The following is an 8,040-nucleotide window of genomic DNA, read 5'->3' as shown; positions in this document are numbered from 1 at the left end:
AACCGCCGTATGCGGACCCGCATGTACGGTGGTGTGAGAGGTCGGGGGCTAGCCGCCCCCTCCTACTCGATTGATTAAGGAATTTTTTTGCATTGATCGTGGCATGTCGCTTCAAGACTGCAGCAAAGTGAACAGATGGGGCCTGAGTGTAATGGGCAGTTGCTCATGTCTTGAATCTCGTATGGGAATCCGCAACTCATGCAGGTTATGTTTTCTTCCTGTACGTCGATCGACGTTATCCGATTTGTAGTGATGCCATGAAGTGTAGGACGTACTGGGAGTTGTGGGAGAGATAACGTATTCTCGCGAGCAATGTAATATCTTCCTTTTGTCGCGAGTGCAATGGTCGGGACCAGTATAAAGGGGAGTGCTAATGAGAGCAGAGTGGAAAATGCTTGTAAAGTAGCTCCGAAAGCGTCAAAATAAGCGGCGATTGAGATGGCTGAAGAAATAATCATGGAACCAAATCCCACGGGGTTAAATCGATACAAATGAGCCCGTTTAAACTCAATATAGGATGGCCCTATTTTTAATAATCCCTTATTAATTACTAGATCTGCGACGACCGCTCCGACCCAAGCAACGGCAACATTTGAGTAAAAACCGAGGATCATGTTTAAGAACCCAAATACGCCAAATTCCATAAGGCCAAGAGCAATACCAACATTTAAAAACAACCATACGACTCGCCCCGGATGAAAGTGCAGTACGCGTGAAAAAAAGTTAGACCAAGAAAGAGATCCGGAATAGGCATTTGTCACGTTGATTTTTATTTGTGACAATAGTACGAAAATAGTTGCAATTGTCAAGGCTGCTGATGCAGGAAAGAGTGCGCCAAAGGCGTGCGTAAACATTTGAATCGGTTCATCGGCTTTCACATTCCCCACGAGTGGGAAAATCCATGAAGCTAAAAATGATCCACCAAGTTGCTTGAAAGCGCCGATAATGACCCATCCAGGTCCCGCAAGGAGCACAGCCCACCACCATTTTGCGCGGTTTTTTGCTGTTTTGTCAGGCATAAAACGCAGGTAGTCAGCTTGTTCTCCGATTTGCGCGATGAGTGAAAGTGTAACGCCCATAGCGGATCCAAACATGAGGGGACTGAATGCAGTCGCCATACCTGTCGCACCACCAAAATGGATCCAGCGTGAAAAAGCCTCTGGATCTTTCGTGAGTACGATCGTAAAAGGAGCGATCATAAGGATGAGCCAGATTGGTTGAGTCCATACTTGAAAACGATTGAGGAGAGTCATTCCATACATAGCAAGTGGAATGACGATAAGTACAGCAAGAAGATAGCTTACCGCAATGGGAAGCGAAAAATAGAGTGTGATTGCTTGTGCCATCACAGACCCTTCTAAAGAAAAGAAAATAAATGTAAACGATGCATAAATAATCGACGTCAGTGTTGAGCCTAGATATCCAAAGCCTGCTCCGCGTGTCAGTAAGTCCATATCAATGTTATATTTCGCCGAATAGTAGGCAATGGGGATACCAGTCAAAAAAATGATGGCAGCGACAGTGATGATGGCATAAAGCGAATTTAAAAAACCAAATGATAGACCAACGGATCCGCCAATTGCGAAATCAGCCATATAAGCGATTCCACCTAGTGCAGTACTGGCGACAGCAAATTCACTCCATTTTCGAAAGGAACGAGGAGCATAGCGCAAAGCGTAGTCTTCCATCACGGGGTTATTCACTAAGCCGCTAAAGGTACGTTTTTTGCGAGTAATAACGCGTTCATCTATTCGCGCTTCGGCATTTTGAATTTCCATTGGTCACAAACCCGCTTTCGTAAGATAGAAAATACGTTATGTTAGATAACATAACGCTAAAATCAAGTAGTGCCCTAAATCATAAAAAATTCCGTTAATTTTGTCAACTATCATTCCATGAAATTGTGTAGACGCGTGCATTATTTACGTGAACATGACATTGTAAGTTATTTTTCGCAGAAAATTTTCTTGTCTAAAATGGACGATCCATCCTTTCCATCGGTCATCTTGTCGTCATAAATCCATCATGAAGTGATCATGTCGATGGGGTACCTTGTTCTTACAAAAACAAGGAGGGATACGCATGACCCTAAACGATCGTGCATTATCCATATGGTTTCGTCGTCCCCATTCGGCTCGACAATCGACTATGAAGAAGCTGTCAGGATCCATTCTGGCCGCTATAGGAAGTACGGGAATAGGTGTGGGTATTCTTGCGGTTTGGTTGGGTCACTTTGTGATTGTTGAAGGAGGGGCTTCGCCAGTTTCGCCCCCATTTTCTATAATGCATACAGAACGCGCGCAGTATCGAGTAAAAAACATTTTACTAGCCGATGCAGCGGCGCGATCTGCAGTACCTGGGGGGTGGATTACAGATCGCACCATGAGCACGTGGGGGAAGCAGGCTGCCTGGAAGATTACCATCGATAAAGAGGGGAGGCAGTATGAAGTCTGGGTGGCGCGTAATACACTAAAAGTGCTTGCTGTTGTAAATGAATTCTTCAATCGTTCGGTAACGTGAGGAGACTACTTGTTCTTTGCTTCTTGTATGTGGTCGGCTAAGGAAAGCGTGACAGTAAAAGTCGTTCCTTGGCCGACTTGGCTTGTCACCCCAATTTGCCCGCGATGACTCTCCACAATTCCTGCTGCGATTGCAAGTCCTATGCCGCTGCCGATCTGTTGGTGCCGTGCCTGCTCACTTCTATAAAATCGATCAAATACATAAGGCAGATCATTTGCTGGAATTCCTATTCCTGTATCGGCGATCATGATGTCGACTGAATCTGTTTTTTGTTCGAGTGAAACCTGTACTTTTCCATTTTCCAGATTATACTTGATCGCATTTTCAACGAGTATAATCATAAGTTGCCGTAGTTGCGCTGCGTCTCCGAAAATTGTGAGAGAGGATTGTGGTTTGATGTAAGAAAGAGAGATATTTTTTTGTTTAGCTAAAGGTTGTAGATCTTGAATACAGGTTGTTACTAATTCGTCTACGTTAATACGTTTAGGATTGCGAATAAGTTGAGTTGAATCAGAGCGAGCTAGCATAGAAAGGTCAGTAACCACGTGAGTTAAGTAGTCAAGTTCAGAAATACACTGTGTGAGTGTCTCGTTTAGTTCGGGATGTGTTGCCTCCATCTTTGCTAGTTCTAAGTTTCCTCGCAAAATGGTAAGTGGTGTACGTAATTCGTGAGACGCATCATTGACAAAATGTCGCTGTCTTTGTAAGGCTGAGCGAATGGGTTGCAGTGTGCGTTGAGCTAGAACATAGGTGATTAGGAGAATCACGAAGATACTAGCGATGCCAAGTTCAATGTCTACCCACATCAAAACTTGCAGCGTGTTTGTCATCGCAGTGATGGAATATGCACTCATGATTGTTCCCACGCGGCGACCATTAATAAATAATGGATGAATTCCAAGAAGTATACGTGATTTGTTAAAAGAAGTACGAATCCATTGTGTGTAGGTTAGATCATTAGATTTTTGTGAAATTTCTTTTAAAAATAGCGGCCGCAATGAACCTGGAACTCCTATTAAAGAATAATCTGCTTGGACAACATGACCAGACGTAGTGAATACCCAAGTTGCAACATCTTCAGGACTTGAATCGATGTTTATGGTAGGAGTTTCACCAGAAGAGGTGTCTTGTAATTTATGGATTGCTTCAGGGGTTTTTTGCTCCCATTCATGCTCGATTTCTTGATAAGCAGTATCTAGTAGATTGCTGCGCAAAGCATAATAAATCCCTCCGAGCAAAAGCATTGCAAATGCGAGTAAGGCGAGAAAGAACCATGCGATCAATTGATGTTGGGTTCGCGCTAACAATTGTTTTTCTGATGGCGCTGTCATTTTACTCATCGTTCTAATTTATACCCCACTCCGCGGATCGTCTTAATCAGAGGTTTTTCCTTTCCGTTGCCAAGTTTGGTGCGCAAGCGTGCGATCATAGCATCTACCACATTGGCGGATGGTTCAAAATCTGCACCCCACAATCGATCAAGAATGAGTTCGCGGCTAAGGACTTGATTGGGATTGCGCATTAGCAATTCTAATAGAGAAAATTCTTTGCGAGTTAATTCGATCGGAACCCCTTGTTTTTTTACTTCAAATGTCTGTGGATATAATTCAAGGGAATGTACACGCAAGACCTGTTGCTCAACATACTGCGCTGGACGACGAAAGAGAGCCTGTATACGTGCAGACAATTCTTCAAAGGAGAAAGGTTTTGTTACGTAATCATCGGCTCCTGAAGTGAGACCCGTTACTTTATCGTCAATGCTGTCACGTGCTGTTAGCATGAGAATCGCAGAGTGGATACCTGATTTACGCAGTTCTTGGCAAACAGTAAGACCATCCATACTGGGTAATTTCACATCTAGTATGATTACATCATATGCGCTGTTGAGTGCCAAGTAATAGCCATCCTCTCCATCGTGAGCAAGATCAATCGTGTGTCCTAGTTGTGTTAATCCTCTTTGTAATAGGCTGGCGATTCGCTTGTCATCTTCAACAACGAGTAGTTTCAAATGTCGTCACCTTCCTTGTTTGATCGTTAGCCATTATGCTGAATAATTTATTATAACGAATCTATGGCGTCTCGTGTAAATGAGTAAGCCCGTGTTTTTTTAGTTTTCTTACCACAGTAGGCTGACTCAGCTGTAAATGTTGCGCGATGGCGTAGGTCGTTTTCCAACGTTGCAAAGCATCATGCAAAATCTCAAATTCAAGACGTTCTAATTGTTTTTGTAATCCGAGTTCTTCTTTCGCTTGTTCCGGGTGTAAAGCAGTCTCATGAAGTGTTTTTGGATTAGGGAAATATGGGGTTGAGCCTAAAGAGGAATTGCTAGCGTAGTGGGAGAATTCATCCGGTAGATGTTCAGGATAAATCACAGAATCACGTGTACTGATAAAAATCCTCTCTAAGACATTCTCAAGTTCGCGTACATTTCCGGGCCACGGATAGGTACGCAACAAGTCAAGTGTACTTGAATGAATTTGCTTTGTCGGTTGACGATAACATCTGGCGAGTTTCGCAATGATTGTCAGGCATAGAGCTTCAAGTTCTCCTATTCGAGCGCGCAAAGGAGGGATTTCTACAGGAACGACATATATTCGATAGAATAGGTCAGCCCTAAACAAGTTTTCAGCAACCATCCGTTTTAAATCGCGGTTCGTTGCGCAGATGATGCGAATGTCACTGTGTAACGCTTTAATTCCTCCCACGCGCGTAAATTGGCGAGTTTGTAAAAAATCAAGTAGTTTTGCTTGATACGTCAAGGGGATCTCTGCGATTTCATTTAAAAAGAGTGTCCCTCCGTCTGCTAGTTCGACTTTGCCCTTTTTTCCTTCGCGTATTGAACCAGTAAAGGCACCGTGTTCGTATCCGAATAATTCACTTTCAAATAAAGATTCTGGTAAAGTAGCGCAATTAATTTCAATAAATGGCCCTTGTGCTCGAGCGCTTTCTTTATGGATATAGTTTGCGAACAAATTTTTTCCGACACCAGTTTCACCCAATAACAGGATGTTGGCATGACTTGTAGCTGCTTGTTGGATTTGTGTGATGAACTGGCGCATCACGGGGGTTGAAGCAACGATGGGAGTCAATGAGGTATCGTCGTGCACTGAACTTTTTACTTGACGGGAGGGAGAATAGGGGATCTCTCGACTGGGAGCAGAAGATAAAATCCAAGGCAGTTGCTTTAAATCCAATGCACTTGAAATCACTTGTTTAACATTTCCTTGTTCATCAAACACTGGAGTGCCCGTCACGACTAGATGCTCCCCGTGGCGAGTTGTTTGTAGGATCGTGTGTTTTTGCTTATCTCGTAACACGAGTGCGGTGACAGAAGGATAAAAGATATGTGCCTGTTCTAATTGGAAAACTGATTGTCCGATAATGTCTTCATGGTCGAGTCCATAAAATTTGCGAGCTTGACTCGTGAGGAAAAGCACTTTTCCTTCTCCGTCAGTAACAAAAAGTTCGTCAGTAGATGAATTGATCAAAGTTTCGAGTTCAGCAACTGTATTTTTTAATTGGATATTTTCTGCCTGTAGTGTCGTGTCAATCGGAAGCACAAATTCGATTAGAAGATATCGTAACTCGGATTTTTCAAAATAATGTAATCGATGGATGTAGCTCATAGGGAGATCTGTGCAAATATCTGGCCACTTACAAGCTTGTGGATTTACAGGGAGTATGTCTTTGGCTGCATGATTCATAAAAAGGAGTATACCTTCTGGACTAAATACTAAGATAGGAGTAAGTAAGCTTTCGAGAATTCCAAATGTCTGATGCAAGCTTAGTGCCTCCAATCAATTTGAATTATAATTCAAAAATGCGATTCAATTTTGTATTGTTACACCATATAATATCAAGTTTTTATAGAAAAGTCTTTACTTTTCGGGAAGAATGCGATTTTCAAGTTGGCATGAATATTGCTTTCCTGCGCAATGAGGGCAAAATGGGTCCTCGAGTTGATGGAGAGGGGGAGAATTCATGTCAGAAGAAATAGTTATTACAAATCGATCACTTGCACAAGTGAGACAAAAGTATGTTCCAAGTGGTGTTTCCGTGCAAAATTCTATTGTGATTACTCGCGCACAAGGCGCACGGATGTGGGACGATGAGGATCGAGAGTACGTAGATTTTGCGGGAGGGATTGGCTGCTTAAATGTTGGGAGTGCTCACCCAGAAGTGGTAGAAGCGATTAAACGGCAAGCGGACCAACTTCTTCATACTTGTTTTCATGTGACGATGAATGCACCGTACTTGCAACTTGTAGAAAAATTATGCGACTTGACACCGATTGCTGGAGATAAAAAAGCGATGCTGGCGAATAGTGGAGCAGAAGCGGTAGAAAATGCAATTAAAATTGCTCGTTCCTATACAAAACGTTCAGCTGTAATTGCATTTGAGTATGCATTTCATGGAAGAACGCAAATGACGTTGTCACTCACAAGTAAGGTTCATCCTTATAAGGCGGGATTCGGTCCCTTTTCATCAGAGGTTTATCGATTGCCTTACGCAAATTGCTATCGCTGTCCATTTGGGCAGGAATTCGGTCAATGTAGGTATGAGTGTATTGACGCCGTCAAAAAAGCGTTTACCACTCATGTCGCTGTTGAGGATGTAGCTGCTGTTATTATTGAACCGGTGCAAGGTGAGGGTGGATTCATTGTGCCACCACCTGACTATCTTCCACTTTTGCGTCAAATTTGCAAAGAGAATGGAATTTTATTCATTGTGGATGAGGTACAGACAGGGTTTGGGCGTACGGGAAAACTTTTTTCGACACAACACTACGAGAATCTAGATCCAGATTTGATCACGATGGCAAAATCTCTGGGTGCAGGATTGCCCATTTCGGCCGTGGTCGGTAAAAGGGAAATAATGGATTCCACTGAAGTGGGTGGCCTTGGAGGAACGTATGGGGGAAATCCATTGTCAGCTGCTGCTGCACTCAAAGTGATTGAGATCATGGAACGCGATCAGTTGGCGCAACGCGCACAAGTGTTAGGAGAAATGACAATTGAGTATTTGCGCCGCTTACAAAGAAAATTCCCTATGATTGGCGATGTTCGTGGGCAGGGTGCCATGATTGCGATGGAATTTATTACGGATGCAAAATCAAAAGTTCCCTTTCCAGAGGCTGTGGCTATGATCAGTCAAAAGTGTTTAGCAAAAGGATTAATTACTGTAAAAGCTGGTGTGTTTAATCATGTCATTCGCTTTTTGTATCCTCTGGTCATCACAACGGAAGAGTTGCAATTAGGGTTACAGAGGATGGAGGAAGCGATCTGTGAAACGGCACTTGAATTACAGCAAGTGATGATAGAGGAGGGTGTATAATGGAAGTTCAGGAATCTTCAGTTCTAAGATTACCGAATGCGCCGTAAAGTCCCGTGCTTTAGCACTGGGGATATAAGGCGCTCGCCGCTAGGCGAATCTTTTGTCTTTTCAATCACATTAGATAGATTGTTGTGATATACTATTCTTATGGAATACAAATCCAATCACAACGTCGTCTACTCTTGC

6 protein-coding genes are annotated in these 8,040 nt (G+C 43.1%); 2 read left to right on the top strand and 4 right to left on the bottom strand.

Annotation, left to right across the window (positions count from 1 at the left end):
- Positions 1 to 74: 74 nt before the first annotated feature.
- Entirely contained in the window at positions 75 to 1,778 is a 1,704-nt protein-coding gene (locus BM613_RS13655) for a purine-cytosine permease family protein (RefSeq protein ID WP_109431721.1), read from the bottom strand.
- Between the two features lie 304 nt (positions 1,779 to 2,082).
- On the opposite strand from BM613_RS13655, the gene BM613_RS13650 reads away from it, so the two are divergent.
- Positions 2,083 to 2,520, top strand: coding sequence for a PepSY domain-containing protein (locus BM613_RS13650; RefSeq protein WP_109431720.1), 438 nt, complete (start codon positions 2,083 to 2,085; stop codon positions 2,518 to 2,520).
- 5 nt (positions 2,521 to 2,525) lie between these two features.
- On the opposite strand, the gene BM613_RS13645 is transcribed toward BM613_RS13650, so the two are convergent.
- From BM613_RS13645 to BM613_RS13635, 3 genes are all read right to left on the bottom strand, one after another.
- Complete coding sequence (locus tag BM613_RS13645; protein WP_109431719.1) at positions 2,526 to 3,860, bottom strand: sensor histidine kinase; 1,335 nt, start codon at positions 3,858 to 3,860, stop codon at positions 2,526 to 2,528.
- Positions 3,857 to 4,528: a response regulator transcription factor gene (locus BM613_RS13640; RefSeq protein ID WP_109431718.1), complete on the bottom strand. Its 672-nt coding sequence runs from the start codon at positions 4,526 to 4,528 to the stop codon at positions 3,857 to 3,859. The genes BM613_RS13645 and BM613_RS13640 overlap by 4 nt, the downstream gene beginning before the upstream one ends.
- A gap of 61 nt (positions 4,529 to 4,589) precedes the next feature.
- Positions 4,590 to 6,302: a sigma-54 interaction domain-containing protein gene (locus tag BM613_RS13635; RefSeq protein ID WP_109431717.1), complete on the bottom strand. Its 1,713-nt coding sequence runs from the start codon at positions 6,300 to 6,302 to the stop codon at positions 4,590 to 4,592.
- Positions 6,303 to 6,501: 199 nt separating this feature from the next.
- On the opposite strand from BM613_RS13635, the gene gabT reads away from it, so the two are divergent.
- Positions 6,502 to 7,854 carry a 4-aminobutyrate--2-oxoglutarate transaminase gene (gene gabT / locus BM613_RS13625; protein WP_109431715.1) on the top strand — a complete coding sequence of 451 codons (1,353 nt, stop codon included), beginning with the start codon at positions 6,502 to 6,504 and terminating at the stop codon, positions 7,852 to 7,854.
- Positions 7,855 to 8,040: the final 186 nt, after the last annotated feature.

Source organism: Sulfoacidibacillus thermotolerans (genome assembly GCF_003144315.1).
In the GTDB taxonomy this organism is placed as follows: domain Bacteria; phylum Bacillota; class Bacilli; order Alicyclobacillales; family SLC66; genus Sulfoacidibacillus; species Sulfoacidibacillus thermotolerans.
This window is presented reverse-complemented; position numbering and strand designations above follow the sequence as displayed.

What these genes read in the sequence shown, in the direction of transcription:
- BM613_RS13655 (WP_109431721.1), bottom strand. Translation starts at nt 1,778, where the DNA reads ATGGAAATTCAAAATGCCGAAGCGCGAATAGATGAACGCGTTATTACT.
- BM613_RS13650 (WP_109431720.1), top strand. Translation starts at nt 2,083, where the DNA reads ATGACCCTAAACGATCGTGCATTATCCATATGGTTTCGTCGTCCCCAT.
- BM613_RS13645 (WP_109431719.1), bottom strand. Translation starts at nt 3,860, where the DNA reads ATGAGTAAAATGACAGCGCCATCAGAAAAACAATTGTTAGCGCGAACC.
- gabT (WP_109431715.1), top strand. Translation starts at nt 6,502, where the DNA reads ATGTCAGAAGAAATAGTTATTACAAATCGATCACTTGCACAAGTGAGA.